Source organism: Bradyrhizobium sp. LHD-71 (assembly GCF_031157255.1).
GTDB lineage: Bacteria > Pseudomonadota > Alphaproteobacteria > Rhizobiales > Xanthobacteraceae > P52-10.
In genome coordinates this window covers 109,049-124,247 of sequence record NZ_JAVIFX010000001.1, presented here as the reverse complement: position 1 = coordinate 124,247, position 15,199 = coordinate 109,049, and the positions used below count along the sequence as shown (strand labels likewise).

Annotated in this window: 15 protein-coding genes; 10 read left to right on the top strand and 5 right to left on the bottom strand. The window is 62.5% G+C overall.

Features of this window, described 5'->3' with window-relative positions; all coding sequences use genetic code 11:
- Window positions 1–190: 190 nt before the first annotated feature.
- The 3 genes from RCO31_RS00620 to RCO31_RS00610 are packed head-to-tail and all read right to left on the bottom strand — an operon-like array spanning window position 191 to window position 3,896.
- Window positions 191–1,132, bottom strand: coding sequence for an ABC transporter permease (locus tag RCO31_RS00620; RefSeq protein WP_308966228.1), 942 nt, complete (start codon window positions 1,130–1,132; stop codon window positions 191–193).
- Window positions 1,098–2,057, bottom strand: coding sequence for an ABC transporter permease (locus tag RCO31_RS00615; RefSeq protein WP_308966227.1), 960 nt, complete (start codon window positions 2,055–2,057; stop codon window positions 1,098–1,100). Before RCO31_RS00615 ends, RCO31_RS00620 begins: the two co-directional genes overlap by 35 nt.
- A 42-nt stretch (window positions 2,058–2,099) precedes the next feature.
- The gene (locus RCO31_RS00610; protein ID WP_308966226.1) at window positions 2,100–3,896 is read right to left on the bottom strand and encodes a peptide ABC transporter substrate-binding protein; all 1,797 of its coding nucleotides are present in this window, start codon (window positions 3,894–3,896) and stop codon (window positions 2,100–2,102) included.
- A 434-nt stretch (window positions 3,897–4,330) separates the two neighbouring features.
- On the opposite strand from RCO31_RS00610, the gene dapA reads away from it, so the two are divergent.
- The 3 genes from dapA to smpB all read left to right on the top strand — a co-directional run bounded on the left by dapA (window position 4,331) and on the right by smpB (window position 6,267).
- Window positions 4,331–5,221 carry a 4-hydroxy-tetrahydrodipicolinate synthase gene (gene dapA, locus RCO31_RS00605; RefSeq protein ID WP_308966225.1) on the top strand — a complete coding sequence of 297 codons (891 nt, stop codon included), beginning with the start codon at window positions 4,331–4,333 and terminating at the stop codon, window positions 5,219–5,221.
- A 44-nt stretch (window positions 5,222–5,265) separates the two neighbouring features.
- Window positions 5,266–5,673: a large conductance mechanosensitive channel protein MscL gene (mscL, locus tag RCO31_RS00600; RefSeq protein ID WP_308966224.1), complete on the top strand. Its 408-nt coding sequence runs from the start codon at window positions 5,266–5,268 to the stop codon at window positions 5,671–5,673.
- A 120-nt stretch (window positions 5,674–5,793) separates the two neighbouring features.
- Entirely contained in the window at window positions 5,794–6,267 is a 474-nt protein-coding gene (gene smpB / locus RCO31_RS00595; protein WP_308966223.1) for an SsrA-binding protein SmpB, read from the top strand.
- A gap of 44 nt (window positions 6,268–6,311) precedes the next feature.
- Here the strand turns inward: smpB and RCO31_RS00590 are convergent, their stop codons facing one another.
- A complete protein-coding gene (locus RCO31_RS00590; protein ID WP_308966222.1) occupies window positions 6,312–7,013 on the bottom strand; it encodes a uracil-DNA glycosylase in 702 nt (233 codons plus the stop codon).
- Window positions 7,014–7,218: 205 nt separating this feature from the next.
- Window positions 7,219–7,860, bottom strand: coding sequence for an NYN domain-containing protein (locus RCO31_RS00585; RefSeq protein ID WP_308966221.1), 642 nt, complete (start codon window positions 7,858–7,860; stop codon window positions 7,219–7,221).
- A 334-nt stretch (window positions 7,861–8,194) separates the two neighbouring features.
- Between RCO31_RS00585 and rpoZ the strand changes: the two genes are divergently transcribed.
- The 7 genes from rpoZ (at window position 8,195) to era (ending at window position 15,197) form a co-directional block, all read left to right on the top strand.
- A complete protein-coding gene (rpoZ, locus tag RCO31_RS00580) occupies window positions 8,195–8,587 on the top strand; it encodes a DNA-directed RNA polymerase subunit omega (RefSeq protein ID WP_308966220.1) in 393 nt (130 codons plus the stop codon).
- A 320-nt stretch (window positions 8,588–8,907) separates the two neighbouring features.
- Window positions 8,908–11,196 (top strand): bifunctional (p)ppGpp synthetase/guanosine-3',5'-bis(diphosphate) 3'-pyrophosphohydrolase, encoded by a 2,289-nt coding sequence (locus tag RCO31_RS00575; protein WP_308966219.1) that lies wholly within the window; start codon window positions 8,908–8,910, stop codon window positions 11,194–11,196.
- 82 nt (window positions 11,197–11,278) lie between these two features.
- The gene (locus RCO31_RS00570; protein ID WP_308966218.1) at window positions 11,279–12,046 is read left to right on the top strand and encodes a pyridoxine 5'-phosphate synthase; all 768 of its coding nucleotides are present in this window, start codon (window positions 11,279–11,281) and stop codon (window positions 12,044–12,046) included.
- Window positions 12,043–12,468, top strand: a complete 426-nt coding sequence (gene acpS / locus RCO31_RS00565) for a holo-ACP synthase (protein ID WP_308966217.1) — start codon at window positions 12,043–12,045, stop codon at window positions 12,466–12,468. The genes RCO31_RS00570 and acpS overlap by 4 nt, the downstream gene beginning before the upstream one ends.
- 185 nt (window positions 12,469–12,653) lie before the next feature.
- On the top strand, window positions 12,654–13,412 hold the full coding sequence (gene lepB / locus RCO31_RS00560) for a signal peptidase I (protein ID WP_308966216.1): 759 nt from the start codon (window positions 12,654–12,656) through the stop codon (window positions 13,410–13,412).
- Complete coding sequence (rnc, locus tag RCO31_RS00555; RefSeq protein ID WP_308966215.1) at window positions 13,409–14,293, top strand: ribonuclease III; 885 nt, start codon at window positions 13,409–13,411, stop codon at window positions 14,291–14,293. Before lepB ends, rnc begins: the two co-directional genes overlap by 4 nt.
- Entirely contained in the window at window positions 14,286–15,197 is a 912-nt protein-coding gene (era, locus tag RCO31_RS00550) for a GTPase Era (RefSeq protein WP_308966214.1), read from the top strand. Before rnc ends, era begins: the two co-directional genes overlap by 8 nt.
- Window positions 15,198–15,199: the final 2 nt, after the last annotated feature.

Sequence of the window (15,199 nt, the reverse complement as noted above, 5' to 3'; positions counted from 1 at the left end):
CCATTGCGATCGAGCAAAAGAGCAACCAGGCGCTGGGCAGGGTTCCCTCTTCCCAATCCAAGTCGGATGTTTCCGACTTGGACTCTTTGATAGCGCCGAACTCGGTTGAACCCGGGTTCGGGTGGGAAGCGCGCCGAGCTCGCTGAAGTTCAACGCAAAGCCATCATGATCTCGTTGCTGCACTGGCACCTCACATCACCTTGCGCGGGTCGAGTGCGTCGCGCAGGCCGTCGCCGATGAAGCTGATGGAAAGGACGGTCAGGAAGATCGCAACACCCGGAAACATCGCCCAGTGCGGAGCGATATCAAGGTAGTCCTTCGCATCGAACAGGATGCGGCCCCACGACGGAATGTCCGGCGGGAAGCCGAGACCCAGAAACGACAAGGTGGACTCGGCGATGATCGCGGCGGCGACATCCACCGTCGCAGCCACGATCACCGGGCCGAGCGCATTCGGCAGGATGTGACGGATCACCTGGCGCAGCCTGCTGGCGCCGAGCGCGCGTGCGGCCTCGACGAACTCCTTTTCGCGCAGCGACAGGAATTGCGCGCGCACCAACCGCGCGGCCGGCATCCAGCGCAGGCCGCCCACGACAAGCACGATCAGAATGAACACGCCGCCTTCGGGTCCAAACACGGATTTGAGCGAGTCACGGAAGAGATAGATGACGAGCAGCAGCAGCGGCAGCGGCGGCAGCGACAGGAACAGGTCGGTCAGCCACATCAGCGCCGGACCGACCCAACCCCGCGACATGCCGGCGATCGCGCCGATGATGGTGCCGACGACGATCGCCACCACCATTGCCGCGAAGGCGACGGCAAGCGAGATTCGGCCACCGTAAAGCATGCGCGAGAGAAGGTCCTGTCCGAGATCATCGGTGCCAAATGGATGCGCCGGCGAGGGACCTTTCAGTCGCGCGGTGAAGTCGATCTCATTGATCGGCACACTCCAGACGAACGGCATGAACAGCACGGAGAGGACGATTGCACTCAAAACGACAGTGCTGACCAGCGCCAGCCGATGACGGCGGAAGCGGCGCCACGCGTCCAGCCAAGGCGAAAATTGCTTTGCCTTGCTCCGCGGTGCAGCGCTGAGTTCAGCCGTAGCTGATGCGGGGATCGAGCCAACCATAGAGAATATCTGCGATGAGGTTGAAGAGGACGACAAGAATGGCCGAGACGAACGTCACCGCCATCACCACGGGCGTGTCGTTGGCGAGGATGGAGCTGATCAGCAGCGAACCGATACCAGGAATGCGGAAAATCTGTTCCGTGACGATGGCGCCGCCGAACAGCGCCGGAAGCTGCAGGAAGACGAGGGTCACCACCGGAATGAGCGCGTTGCGCACGACGTGCTTGGTGATGACAACGCGCTCGCCGAGGCCCTTGGCGCGCGCGGTCGTGACGTAATCGAGGCGGATCACGTCGAGCACCGAGGAGCGAACATAGCGCGTCAGCGATGCGGCGAGAAACAGCGCCAGCACGGAGACAGGCATGATCGCCTGCCGCACATGCTCCCAGAACCAGCGCCAGCCGGTGGCCTCGATATCGGCGCGATAGACGAAGGGAAGCCAGTCGAACTGGATACTGAAGACCAGAATGAGCAGCAGTCCCGTGAAGAAAGGCGGTAGCGAGAAGCCGACGAAGGCGAAGGTGCTGGCGATCTGGTCGAAGATCGAATAAGGGCGGGTCGCCGCGTACACGCCGACCGGCAGTGCAATGGCAAGCGCGATGAGTTGCGCGAGGCCGATGATGATGAGCGTCGTCGGCAATCGCTGCATGATGAGGTCGCCGACGTCGATGCGGCTTGCGAACGAGAAGCCGAAGTCGCCTTGCGCCATGGCCGCAAGCCAGCGGAAATAGCGGATGGCGACCGGATCATCGAGCCCGAACTTCTGCCGAAGCATTTCGCGCACTTCGGCCGGCACGTTGGGGTTGGTCGCCAGCTCCTCGAACGGGTCACCGGGCGCCAGCGCCAGCACCGTGAACAGGATGACACTGATGCCGAGAATGCTCGGGATGGCGATCAGGAGGCGCTTCAGGAGGTATTGCCCCATCGACCGTCACCCCGTTTGATCTGACGTGTACCGCACGTCGGATCAGCCTTCGCGATACCATTCCTTCAGATTACCCAAATCGGTGTCCCAGCCTGAGATGTCGGCCTTCATCTTGTTGGAGATCGCGGCGGTGCGCGGGCGATACACCACGGGAATCACTGCGTGATCGCCGCAGGCGAGGTCGTTCATACGGATGAACATGGTGGCGCGCTTGACCGGATCGAGCTCGCCTTCCGAGGCCTTGTAGAGCTGGTCGTACTCTTCATTGGACCAGCGCGTGATATTGCGGCCTTGCCACTTGTTCTCCTTGGTGGCGAACTCAGCCGTTGTGAACTGGTTCATGAACGTACCGGCGTCGGGCTGCGTCATCGTCGTCGTGTACATCTGAATGTCGCAGTAGAACTTCGTGTAAGTGTCCGGGTTGGCGACGTCGGAGGAGAAGAAGACCGACGCGGTTACGGACTTGAGCTCCAGATCGATGCCGGCCTTCTGGCAGGCCTGCTTGACGATGGCCTGAGTTTTCTGGCGCGGCGTATTGATCGACGACTGAAAGACGAATTTCAGCTTCTTGCCGTCCTTGGCGCGAATCCCGTCAGAGCCCTTCTTCCAGCCGGCGGCCTCGAGAACCTGGTTCGCCTTGTCGATGTTGAACTCCCAGGTGGTGTTCTTGGAACGGAAACGTTCCGGATTATTGAGGAAGTTTCCGGTGGCGAGGCCGGTGCGGCCGTAAATGTGCTCCTGCACCGAGGCGCGGTCGACCAGCATGCCGAGCGCCTGCCGCACAGCCTTATCGGTCAGAAGCGGGTGCTTCGTCTTCGCGTTGGCGCGTTCGCCGTCCACCTCCGTCCAGGGATCGGTGCTGTTGAGCTGGATGTGCTCGATATTGCCTGAGGCCGTGATCATGGCCCTGCCTTTGCCGCCTTTCTCCAGGCGTTGCAGAATCTCGTCCTCAACCTGCATGTTCCAGGCGAAATCGAACTCCCCGGATTGGATAATCGCGCGCGCAGCCGACACCGCATCGCCGCCGCCTTTCATCTCGACGGTGTCGAAATGCGGACGGTTGGCGATGTGATAGCTCGAGTTGATCTCGCCGCGAAGCATGTCGCCGGGTTTGAAGTCGACGAATTTGTAGGGACCGGTGCCGACTGGCTTCAGGTTGGTCGGTGCGTCGCGTGACTTGCCGCCTGCGTACTCCGCGAACAGGTGCTTCGGAATGATCATGCCGCGCGCGCCAACCAGGGCGTCGGCCCAGAAGGGCGTCGGCTTTTCGAACAGCACCTTGACCGTGAAGTCGTCGACTTTCTCGACCTTGACATCCTTGTAGGTGCCAAGCGTGTAGCAGGCGCTCGCAGGATCCGATGTGTACTGCCAGGTGAAGACGACGTCGTCGGCTGTGAACGGCTTGCCATCGTGCCACTGCACGTCGCGCTTCAGCTTCCAGGTGACGGACTTGCCGTCGGCGGCGAGCCCACCGTTTTCTCGGCTCGGTATTTCGGCGGCCAGCACCGGGAACAGTTCGCCGTCCGGATCCCAACCGGCGAGCGGCTCGTAGAAGATGCGCGTTGCATCCTGATCCTTCGTGCCGACTGCGAAATGCGGGTTCAGAAGCGTGGGTCCCTGCCACCAGAGAAGCTTCAGCGCGCCGCCGCCGCCGCGCTTGGTGGGCTTGTACTGAAATCTGTCCTCGGCTGCCTTTGCCGGCACGCCCGAGAACGCCAGCATCTGGGATGCCATCGGCGCCGTCAGTCCGAGCGCGATCATTTGCTCGACAAACGATCGTCGCGAAAGTTTGCCGTCCTTTACGTTTACGATGAGACCACGCAGCGCCTTTTCGTCCATAAGGGATCCCCCGCGCTAGTTGCTGCCGGCGGCCCGCTCGGTCTGCAGTGCCGCAGCCGGGGGCTAAGGCAATCGACGCAAGCAAAACACCTTAAATGCAGACGGTCAACGAAAGTCGGTTTGGCGCGCGCAATTGGCTCACCTCCTTTCGTCGAAGCTGGCGGCTTGGGCCTGACTGCATGGTGCAGAGCAGAAAGACAGCGGCTTAGGCGATGGTCGCACACTGACGCGGCACTGCAGCAGCATCGGATCCTCATGGCGGCCGTCGCCTAAGGAGACTGACCGATCTTGCGGCAGATGCTGCAGGGACCTTGCGCGTTCTCTGTCCACTGCAGCCCTTTTCTCAGGCGCGCGGAACCGGTATCTAGTCGAGATCGTTGGCCGGCGGGCGAGACGCGTCCCGCGGTATCGTTAAGCGAATCTGGAGACGAACGATGGCAGCCAAGACAAATTTCAGGGGTTCCTATACCGCCTTGGTAACGCCGTTCAAAAACGGTTCGCTGGACGAGGCGGGCTTCCGCGCGCTGGTGAACTGGCAGATCCAGGAAGGTGCGCACGGGCTGGTACCGGTCGGTACAACCGGAGAGAGCCCGACGCTGAGCCATGACGAGCATAACAAGGTCGTCGAGTGGTGTGTGGAGGAGGCCCGGGGGCGGGTTCCGGTAATTGCCGGGGCCGGCTCCAACTCCAGCCGTGAGGCGATTGGGCTCGCAAAGCATGCCGAGAAGGCGGGCGCCGATGCGGTGCTCGTCGTCACGCCCTACTACAACAAGCCGACGCAGGAGGGCATGTACCAGCACTTCAAGGCGGTGAACGATGCGATCGGCATTCCGATCATCATCTACAACATTCCGCCACGCTCGGTTGTCGATATGTCGGTCGAGACGATGGCGCGCCTGTTCGAGTTGAAGAACATCGCCGGCGTGAAGGATGCGACCGCCAATCTGGCCCGCGTTTCGCAACAGCGCCACGCCATGGGGCCGGATTTCATCCAGCTCTCGGGTGAGGATATGACCGCGCTCGCCTACATGGCGGCGGGCGGACACGGCTGCATCTCGGTTGTCGCGAACGTCGCGCCGAAGCTCTGCGCCGACCTGATGACGGCGGTGCTGAAGGGAGATTATGCGGCGGGCCTGAAGCTTCAGGACCGGCTGGTGCCATTGCACGACGCTGTCTTCAAAGAGCCGGGCCTTGCGGGCGCCAAGCACGGCCTCAAGCTGCTTGGCCGCATCGACGAGGAGATCCGTCTGCCGATGATGCCCGTGACGCCGCCGACCGGAAAAGTGATCCGCGATGCAATGGTTTACGCGGGTTTGCTGAACTGATATTGCGGGCATCGGTCTAGCCGGTTGAGGATGGGGGCGCCTTCATGCTGAATGACTTCAAGGCTTTTGCCATGCGGGGCAATGTCGTCGACCTCGCGGTCGGCGTCATTATCGGTGCCGCGTTCGGCGCGATCGTCAATTCGCTGGTCGGTGACATTGTCATGCCGATCATCGGCGCAATTACCGGCGGGCTGGACTTCTCGAACTACTTTATCGCGCTGTCGAAGGACGTCACGGCGACAAACCTCGCCGATGCCAAGAAGCAAGGTGCCGTGCTGGCGTGGGGCAGTTTCCTCACACTGAGCCTCAACTTCCTGATTGTCGCTGCGGCGTTGTTTCTGGTCATTCGCGCCATGAACAAGCTGAAGGAGCAAGAAGCGCCTCCGTCGACGCCCAAACTGACGATCGATCAGCAGTTGCTGACCGAAATCCGCGACGCATTGAAGAAGTGAAGATCGCGCTTAACTGTTGATACGTGTCAGCATCGTCGCAGCCGGGCTTAGCGGCAATGCAGATGCCAACGTCAAATCCAGCGCAATAGTTTAGATTTTCAAGGTAGCTTCTGACGGCACATGGCCGAAAAACCAACCCGCGCCATAAAGGTCGTCGCCGATAACCGCAAGGCGCGCTTCAACTACGCAATTCAGGATACGTTCGAGGCGGGCGTCGCACTGACGGGCACTGAGGTGAAGTCGATCCGCACCGGCAAGGCGACGATCGGTGAATCCTACGCCGATTCGCGCGACGGCGAGATCTGGCTCATCAACGCCAACATTCCGGAGTATCTGCAGGCGAACCGCTTCAATCATGCACCGAAGCGTCCGCGCAAGCTGTTGCTGCACCGCCGCCAGATCAACAAGCTGATCGGAGCGGTCGAACGCGAAGGCATGACGCTGATCCCGCTCAAGCTGTATTTCAACGAGCAGGGCCGCGCGAAGATCGAGCTGGCGCTCGCCAAGGGCAAAAAGCTGCACGACAAGCGCGAGACTGAGAAGAAGCGCGACTGGAACCGGGAGAAAAGCCGGCTGCTGCGGGCAAGAGGGTGAGTGAGTAGCGACTAGCAAGCCGCGAGCAGTTCATTCACTACTGACTACTCACCAAGATCATTCCTGACACGCGCAAACACGGCGTGAAACATCTTTGGCGTCAGCACGCCGGTGTTCGTGTTGTAACGCGAGCAGTGATAGCTGTCGTAGAGGCGGCGAGGTCCGGCCTCGTGGACTGCGCCATGAGCGAACGGAGCTTGTGCCGCGCGCAAGCCCAGTGCCTTTACGGTTGAATCATGGGCAATGCGGCCGAGCGCGACGATCGCGCGCAGACGCGGCATGTTCTCGATCAGCGCGATCAGAAACTGCCGGCAGGTATTGATCTCCGAAGGCGTCGGCTTGTTCTGCGGCGGCACGCAATGCACCGCGTTGCCGATGCGGCAGTCGACGAGCTCCAGTCCGTCATCGACCCGCGCACGATAGTCGCCGTGGGCGAAGCCGTATTCGATCAACGTTGGATAGAGGAGGTCGCCCGCATAGTCGCCGGTGAACGGCCGCCCGGTGCGGTTGGCACCCTGCAGCCCTGGAGCGAGGCCGACGATGAGCAGCGAGGCATCGGACGGGCCGAATGCTGGAACCGGAGCATTGAACCACTCCGGTTCACGCAGGCGGTTCTCCCGGCGAAAACCTTCGAGGCGAGGGCAGAACGGACAATCGCGGTCTGGGAAGCCTGCAGCCGGCGCAATGACTTGCGCAGCGCGGGAGCCCCGCGCTCGGCCGCTCCGATTCGGAAGGTCGTGGTCCATGCGAAGGTCTTACACGAACTTCGGCCGCTCAGGCGAAAACCGTGAAGCGGCCGACCGTCGAGCGCTCACGGCGTCTTCGCGTTATTTTGCGGCAACTTCCTCTGCAAAGGTCAGAACGAAGAGGGACGCCAAGGCCCCTCTTGAACTTGACGTTCGAAGGCAGCACGCAGCGCCACGCTGCTCCGAGGCTTAGACTCCCTCGCGACTAGCGGTCGTCGAAGTCGTCCTCGTCCGGGCTCGTGCCGCGTGGCGTGACCGTGCTTCGCTGCAGGAACTGGGGCGTGTGGCGGGGTTCGCGCGGTGCACGCTCCGGCCGCTCGGAGGGATCGCGGCCGATCCTGGACTGCAGCGTGACAAGATCGGCGAACACGTCCGCCTGCCGGCGCAGCTCGTCGGCGATCATCGGCGGCTGCGTCGAAATGGTGGAGATGACGGTGACACGAACGCCGCGGCGCTGCACGGCCTCGACCAGCGAGCGGAAATCGCCGTCGCCGGAAAACAGCACGATCTCGTCCACGTGCTCGGCGAGTTCCATCGCATCGACCGCGAGTTCGATGTCCATATTGCCCTTGATCTTGCGGCGGCCAGTCTGGTCGATGAATTCCTTCGTCGCTTTGGTGACGACGGTGTAGCCATTGTAGTCGAGCCAGTCGATCAGCGGACGGATCGACGAATACTCCTGATCTTCGATGATGGCTGTGTAGTAAAACGCGCGAAGCAGCGTGCCGCGACCTTGAAATTCCTTGAGCAGTTTCTTGTAGTCGATATCAAATCCAAGTGTCTTTGCAGTGGCGTAAAGATTGGCTCCATCAATAAACAGCGCAATCTTGTGGGTTGTGGTAGGCATTAAGGTCTCGCACCTGGAGTTTGTCGTGAGCATTGTTGTCGCGGCTCACACCGCTCGTTTCTTGGCCGGTCAAGCAGATCGCCAGAAAGATTGCAACGCGGCAAACGCAGAGCGGCTGTCGGATACCCAAAATCCGAAAAGCGGAAACCGGTGTTGCAAACTTAAGTCGAATTAACTGCACCTCACCGCGCGATTCCGCAGCAACCCTTGGTTTGTGCTCGCAAATCAAGCCAAGTTTAAGGCGCTATTGCAATTTGTCCTTGCGATCCCGCTCATGGAGCTATAACTAGCGCCGAAACGACATCCATTTCCCATTGATTTCGGAGCATCAGCGATGGCGCGCGTCACTGTGGAAGATTGCATTGATAAGGTCGACAACCGATTCGACCTGGTTTTGCTTGCCGCGCATCGTGCGCGCATGATCTCGTCTGGTTCGCAACTGACGATTGATCGCGATAACGACAAGAACCCGGTGGTGTCCTTGCGCGAGATCGCCGAGACGACGATCTCGCCGGAGGACTTGCGCGAGGAACTCGTTCACTCGCTGCAGCGCTTCGTTGAGGTCGACGAGCCGGAACCCGATACGGTGCCGCTGATCGGCTCCTCGGGCGCGAGCGTCGATGCCGACGACACCGAAATTGCGGTCGAGCGCATGACCGAGGAAGAGCTCCTCAAGGGTCTCGAAGGTCTCACCCCTCCGGAAGAGCAGCCGGAAGAGGACGAATAAGCCGGCACCCAGCTTGGCAATCGGACAAGGCCCGGACGACCTCCGGGCCTTTGTTTTGGAAAGATCTGGGTTTGGAAAGATCTGGCCTGGTCCGGCCTTTTTCGCTGGGTGTTTGGCCAGCCTGCGTGGTCCGGAGCCTTTGCTTTTATTGATATTTTGGGCTGTTTACTTGCGGTTCAGGGGAACTGGCGCGATATTGAGGTATTCGGACCCCCGCTTTGCCGCATGCTGCCTCCTTGAGCCCGCGCGAGGCTGAGGGCCGTCTCCCTTTTTCCGAATGGCCGCTGGCGGCCATTCCAGGGGACCACGAGGCGAGCTTCATGGCGGTCGGACGCCACAGATCGAAACAGATGGAAGCCGCGGCCGGCACGGTCGCGGAGGCGCCGCCTGCCGCAAACAGGAGGGCTGGCGCGGCGCGCGGTCCCATGATGCGACAGTACGATCTTGTCGATCGTGTCCGCGCCTACAACCCCGACACCGACGAGGACCTGCTCAATCGTGCGTATGTGTACGCCATGCGCGCGCATGGCGAGCAGACGCGTGCCTCTGGTGATCCTTACTTTTCGCACCCGCTCGAAGTCGCAGCCATCCTGACCAATCTGAAGCTCGACGATGCGACGATCGCTGCAGCGCTTCTGCACGACACGATCGAGGATACCGAGGCTACCCGGGGCGAGATCGACCAGCTTTTCGGTCCCGAGATCGGCCATCTGGTCGAAGGCCTCACCAAGCTGAAAAAGCTCGACCTCGTCACGCGCGAGGCCAAGCAAGCCGAAAATCTGCGCAAGCTGTTGCTCGCGATCGCCGACGACGTGCGTGTGCTGCTGGTCAAGCTCGCCGACCGGCTGCACAACATGCGTACCCTGGAGTTCGTGCCGCAGGCCTCGCGCCAGCGCATTGCCGAAGAGACGCTCGACATCTATGCGCCGCTCGCCGGCCGCATGGGCATGCAGGAAATGCGCGAGGAGCTCGAGGACCTGGCTTTCCGCGTGCTCGATCCCGGCGCGTATGCAGTGGTCACCGAACGGCTGAATTCCCTCGCTGAGCGCAACCGCAATCTGATCGGCGAAATCGAAAGCCAGTTGCTGTCAAACCTCGCGAACCACCACATGACGGCCCAGATCAAGGGACGGCGCAAGCGCGCCTTTTCGATCTGGACCAAGATGGAGCGGAAGTCGGTCGGCTTCGAACAACTGTCGGACATCTTCGGCTTTCGCGTGATCGTCGACAGCGTCGAGGACTGCTACCGCGCGCTCGGCATCGTCCACACGGCCTGGCCGGTCGTTCCCGGGCGTTTCAAGGATTACATCTCGACGCCCAAGCAGAACGACTATCGTTCGATTCACACCACGGTGATCGGCCCTGGCAATCAACGCGTCGAGCTGCAGATCCGCACGCGCGAGATGGACGAGATCGCCGAACTCGGTATCGCGGCGCACGCGCTGTACAAGGACGGGATCGGCTCGCCGACCGAGCTGCTCAAGCGCGAATCCAACGCCTATGCCTGGTTGCGGCATACGATCGAGGTTCTGGCCGAAGGCCTCAACCCGGAGGAGTTTCTCGAGCATACGAAGCTCGAGCTGTTTCATGATCAGGTGTTCTGCTTCACTCCGAAGGGCAAGCTGATCGCGCTGCCGCGCAAGGCCAACGCCATCGACTTCGCCTACGCGGTGCACACCGACGTTGGCACCAGCGCGGTCGGCTGCAAGATCAACGGCAAGTTCGCGCCGCTCGCGTCGGAGCTTCAGAACGGCGACGAGGTCGAGATCATGACCTCGCCGGCACAATCGGCGCCGCCGGCCGCCTGGGAGCAGCTCGCCGTCACTGGCAAGGCGAAAGCCGCAATCCGCCGGGCGACCCGCGCCGCGATCCGCGATCAGTACGCAGGCCTCGGCCGGCGGATTGTCGAGCGGCTGTTTCAGCGTGCCAAGATGGACTACGCCGACGACAAGCTGAAAGGCGCACTGCCGCGGCTGGCGCGCGCCTCGATCGACGACGTCATGGCAGCGGTCGGCCGCGGCGAGATGAAAGCCGCCGACGTGGCGCGGGCGATGTATCCGGATTACAAGGAAGAGCGGGTCGCGCGCTTCGTGCCTGGTGGAGCGAAGAAGTCGAAGGTTACCGCAACAGCGGCCAAGGCCGCGACACACCCGCAGAACGCGATCCCGGTCCGCGGCATCAACACCGACCTGCCGGTGCGATTTGCGCCGAACGGCGGCGCGGTGCCCGGCGACCGGATTGTCGGCATCGTCACGCCGGGCGAGGGGATCACCATCTACCCGATCCAGTCGCCGGCGCTGAAGGATTTCGAGGAGATGCCCTCGCGCTGGCTGGACGTGCGCTGGGACGTCGACGAATCGACGCCGCAGCGGTTTCCGGCGCGGCTGTTCGTGCAGCAAGTGAACGAGCCGGGCAGTCTTGCGCAGGTCGCCACCGTGATCGCCGAGCATGACGGCAATATCGATCACATTCACATGAGCCGGCGCTCGCCGGATTTCACCGAGCTCACCATCGATCTTGAGGTCTATGACCTCAAGCATCTCAATGCCATCATTGCGCAGCTGCGCGCCAAGGCCGTGGTCGCGCGGGTCGAGCGCGTCAATGGCTGATCCTTCTGCCGTCCACGCGTCTTCCGCAAACGTGATGACGGTCTGCGACAGGTGCGCGGAAAGCTAACGAGTGGAAATTTCGATGCCGCCAGTTCTGCCGCTCCGCCTCGGAGTCAACGTCGATCATGTCGCAACGTTGCGCAACGCGCGCGCCATCGACAAGCCCGATCCCGTGCGCGCGGCGCTGCTCGCAATCGAGGCGGGCGCCGACGGCATCACCGCGCATCTGCGAGAGGATCGCCGGCATATCCGCGACGACGACATGGCGCGGCTCAAGGCCGCCATCTCCAAGCCTTTGAACTTCGAGATGGCGGTGACCGATGAGATGGTCGCCATCGCGCTGAAGACGAAGCCGCACGCGGTGTGCCTCGTGCCGGAGCGCCGACAGGAGATCACGACGGAGGGCGGTCTCGACGTTCTCGGTCAGCACAATGCGCTGGTGCCGGTGATCGCGAGGTTCAAGGACGCCGGCGTCCGGGTGTCGCTGTTCATCAGCGCCGATCCCGCACAGATCGAGGCGGCGGCACGGGCCGGCGCGCCAGTGATCGAAATCCACGTCGGCGCCTGGTGCGAGGCGGTCGCTGCGGGCGAAGAGGCGCGGGCCGAAGCCGAGTGGCGGCGGATCGTCGCCGGCGCGACGCTCGCGAAATCCGCAGGGTTGGAAGTCCATGCCGGGCACGGGCTCGACTATGAGACCGCGGAAAAGATCGCGTCGCTGCCGGAGATCGTCGAATTGAACATCGGTCACTTCATGATGGGCGAAGCGGTGTTCGTCGGCCTTGCGCAGACCGTTCGCGACATGCGCGCGGCGATGGACCGCGGCCGCGCCGCTCTTGAGCGAACCCCATGATTATCGGCATCGGCTCCGACCTGATCGATATCCGTCGTGTCGAAAAAGTGATCGCGCGGCACGGCGAGCGCTTCCTCGGTCGCATCTTCACCGATCAGGAACGGGCGAAGGCCGAGCGCCGCTCGGCCAATGCCCGGAACTATGTCGCAACCTATGCCAAACGTTTCGCCGCCAAGGAGGCCTGTTCGAAGGCGCTGGGCACCGGCATACGCCAGGGCGTCTGGTGGCGCGACATGGGGGTGGTCAACTTAAGGGGCGGCAAGCCCTCCATGGCCCTGACCGGCGGGGCGCTGGAACGGCTAAAAAAGCTGACGCCGCCGGGCCATATTGCGCAAATTGACCTCTCGATCACCGATGATTGGCCGCTTGCCCAAGCTTTCGTCATAATTTCGGCGACGGTCGCAGGCAAGGCTGACACTTAAGCGTTCGTTCCCCTGAGTCGCCGCATCGCCGGGACGACCGTCATCCACCGCGCGAGCGATCGAATCTTTCAGTATTTTCAAGCGATTGGAGTGTTTTCCGCCGCCCTTTGATTGCGCCGCCCGGCGCAACCGTCTATGAGTGCGCGGGGTGCTTCGAGCCGCTTCCGACCGGCAATGGAATAGAGATGAGCGTGACGTCTGGGGCCAAATCCGAAAGCGGCATCGGTGAAACGATTCGCGTCGTTGTTCATGCGCTGATTATTGCGCTGGTGATCCGAACCTTCCTGTTCCAGCCGTTCAACATTCCGTCCGGCTCGATGAAGGCGACGCTCCTGGTCGGCGATTACCTGTTCGTCTCGAAATACTCCTACGGCTACAGCCATTATTCGATCCCGTTCTCGCCACCGCTGTTCTCGGGCCGGATCTTCGGCTCTGACCCCAATCGCGGCGACATCGTCGTGTTCCGCCTGCCGAAGGACGACTCGACCGATTACATCAAGCGGGTGATCGGCCTGCCGGGCGACCGCGTGCAGATGCGCGACGGCGTACTGCACATCAACGGCCGCGCGGTGCCGCGCGAGCGGATGCCAGACTTCATCGGCGAGGATCCGTGCGGCTCGGATGCGATCTCCCGCGTGAAGCGCTGGAAGGAGACGCTGCCGAACGGCGTGAGCTATGAGGCGCTCGATTGCGTCGACAACGGCTTCTACGACAACACCATCGAATATGTCGTTCCCGCCGGCCATTTCTTCATGATGGGCGATAATCGCGACAACTCCACCGACAGCCGCGTGCTGTCGGCGGTCGGCTATGTGCCGTCCGAGAACCTGATTGGTCGGGCGCAGCTGATCTTCTTCTCCATCGCCGAGGGTGAACAGGCGTGGCAAGTCTGGCGCTGGCCGTTTGCCGTGCGCTGGAATCGGCTGTTCACCATCGTGCGATGAACGACGAACTGCCGGGCGATATCGCTGCGGGCGAAAAGAGCCCGACGCGAGCACGCACGCCCCGTGTGGCCAAGAAGTCGGTTGAGACGGAGGGCGGGCACGAGGCAGCGCCGGCGAAGCCCGTCAAGGCCCCCAGCAAGAAGACCGCCAAGTCGAAGAACCGGAAGAAGAACCTGCGCCGGAAGGCGAAGGCGGTCGAGGAGCAGATCGGTCACGTCTTCGCCAATCCGGCGCTGCTGACGACGGCGCTGACGCATGTGTCGGCCTTGCGGAATCCCGCCGAGCGGTCGGGCAGCTACCAGCGCCTCGAATTCCTAGGGGACCATGTGCTGGGCCTTGTCGTCTCGGACATGCTGTTTCGCGCCTATCCGAACGCCGACGAGGGCGAGCTGTCGAAGCGCCTGTCCGATCTCGTGCGCCGTGAAACATGCGCGCAGGTCGCCGAAGGCATGGGCCTGCTCGAGGCGGTCAAGCTCGGAGCAGTCGGCGCAGGCGATGCGAGCGAGCGGCTGCGCCGTTCGGTGCTTGGCGATATCTGCGAGGCAGTGATCGGCGCGGTCTTCCTCGACGGCGGCTATCCGGCCGCGGCCAAGATGATCGAGCGCGCATGGGGTGACCGGCTGCGCAAGCCGATGCGGGCGCTGCGCGATGCGAAAACCGTCCTGCAGGAGTGGGCGCAGGGCAAGGGCTTGCCGACGCCGACCTACCGCGAGGTGGAGCGGACGGGACCGCATCATGATCCGAAATTCCGCGTGGCCGTGGAATTGCCGGGCATGGATGCCGCCGAAGGCCTCGGCAGCAGCAAGCGCGCCGCAGAAAAGGCCGCTGCGCTGGCGTTTCTGAGGCGCGAGGGCGTGCCGGGCATCAACACCGATGGTTGAGGCCGGAGGCGGCACACGCTGCGGCTTCGTGGCGCTGATCGGCGCGCCGAATGTCGGCAAATCGACGCTGGTCAATGCGCTGGTCGGCTCGAAGGTGACGATTGTCTCGAAGAAGGTGCAGACCACGCGCGCGCTGATCCGCGGCATCGTCATCGAGGACAGGTCGCAGCTCATCCTGGTCGATACGCCCGGCATCTTTGCGCCGAAGCGGCGCCTCGACCGCGCCATGGTGACGACGGCCTGGAGCGGCGCGCATGACGCCGATCTCGTCTGCCTCCTGCTCGATGCGCGAAAGGGTATCGACGAGGAAGCGGAAGCGGTCTTCGACAGGCTGGCCCAGGTGAAGCAACCGAAATTCCTGGTGATCAACAAGATCGACACGGTGGCGCGCGACACGCTGCTCGCCCTGGCGCAGCGCGCCAATGAGCGGCTCGCCTTCCAGGCGACGTTCATGATCGCGGCGATTTCCGGCGACGGCGTCGCGGACCTGCGGTCGGCGCTGGCCCAAGCTGTGCCGGAGGGACCGTTTCTCTACCCGGAAGACCAGATGTCGGACGCACCGATGCGGCATCTTGCAGCCGAGATCACCCGCGAGAAGATCTACCGCAAGCTGCATCAGGAGCTGCCGTATCAGTCGACGGTGGAGACGGAAGCCTACACCGAGCGCAAGGATGGCTCGGTGCGGATCGAGCAGACGATCTATGTGGAGCGCGAGAGCCAGCGGAAGATCGTGCTCGGCAAGGCCGGCGCAACGATCAAGGCGATCGGCGCCGACGCGCGAGCCGAACTCGCCGAAATCGTCGGCCACCCGGTGCACCTGTTCCTGTTCGTGAAGGTCCGCGAAAACTGGGGCGACGACCCCGACCGCTACCGCGAGATGGGACTGGAATTTCCGAAGGAGTGAGG